We start from the raw sequence: 1,060 nt of genomic DNA, 5'->3' as shown, positions 1-1,060 counted from the left end.
GTTGGATCGTTTCCATATTGTCCAACACATGAGCCGTGCTATGAGTCGTATGCGTGTCCAAATCATGAATCAGTTTCATCGAAAATCCCATGAATACAAGGCTATCAAGCGTTACTGGAAACTCATCCAACAAGATAGTCGGAAACTCAGCTATAAACGTTTTTATCGCCCTACTTTTCGCATGCACTTGACGAATAAAGAAATTCTAGACAAGCTTTTGAGCTATTCAGAAGACTTGAAACACCACTACCATCTCTATCAACTCTTGCTTTTTCACTTTCAGAATAAGGAACCGGATAAATTTTTCGGGCTCATTGAGGACAATCTAAAGCAGGTTCATCCTCTTTTTCAGACTGTCTTTAAAACCTTCCTCAAGGATAAAGAGAAAATTGCCAACGCCCTTCAACTACCCTATTCCAACGCCAAACTGGAAGCCACCAATAATCTTATCAAACTTATCAAGCGCAATGCCTTTGGATTTCGGAACTTTGAAAACTTCAAAAAACGGATTTTTATCGCTCTGAATATCAAAAAAGAAAGGACGAAATTTGTCCTTTCTAGATATTAGCTTTTCTTCAACCCACTACAGTTGACAAAGAGCCCATAAAATCAACAATATATAAAGATTTTAGCTTTTCTGCAACCCACTACAGTTGACAAAGAGCGCAAAAAAACTTCAGATAAGTAATCCAATTAAGTTTTACAAATCTGAAGTTTTTATTCTACTATTCTTAAAAATATAAAAAAAGAGTTATAAACTCTCAATAAAACGGAGAATAAGGGATTCGAACCCTTGCGCCAGTTACCCGACCTAACGATTTAGCAAACCGTCCTCTTCAGCCTCTTGAGTAATTCTCCTATTAATGGGCACGAGTGGACTCGAACCACCGACCTCACGCTTATCAGGCGTGCGCTCTAACCACCTGAGCTACGCGCCCAAGTTAAAAACTTGGTAATTTGAACAAAGTTCAAAGCGGGTGACGAGAATCGAACTCGCGACAACAGCTTGGAAGGCTGTAGTTTTACCACTAAACTACACCCGCATAAATACTATAAATAA

At 38.9% G+C, this 1,060-nt stretch carries 1 protein-coding gene and 3 tRNA genes; 1 reads left to right on the top strand and 3 read right to left on the bottom strand.

The window, feature by feature from the left end:
* Window positions 1–568, top strand: a 568-nt coding sequence (locus tag QMQ21_RS19170) for a transposase (RefSeq protein ID WP_261814986.1), incomplete at its 5' end; no start/stop codon positions are given.
* Between the two features lie 202 nt (window positions 569–770).
* Here QMQ21_RS19170 and QMQ21_RS19165 read toward each other — a convergent pair.
* The 3 genes from QMQ21_RS19165 to QMQ21_RS19155 form a co-directional block, all read right to left on the bottom strand.
* Window positions 771–858: transfer RNA gene (locus QMQ21_RS19165), tRNA-Ser, on the bottom strand.
* Window positions 859–864: 6 nt separating this feature from the next.
* Window positions 865–938 (bottom strand) — tRNA-Ile (locus QMQ21_RS19160).
* 34 nt (window positions 939–972) lie between these two features.
* Window positions 973–1,043, bottom strand: a tRNA-Gly gene (locus QMQ21_RS19155).
* Window positions 1,044–1,060: the final 17 nt, after the last annotated feature.

The organism is Streptococcus bouchesdurhonensis (assembly GCF_948472335.1).
This window is presented reverse-complemented; position numbering and strand designations above follow the sequence as displayed.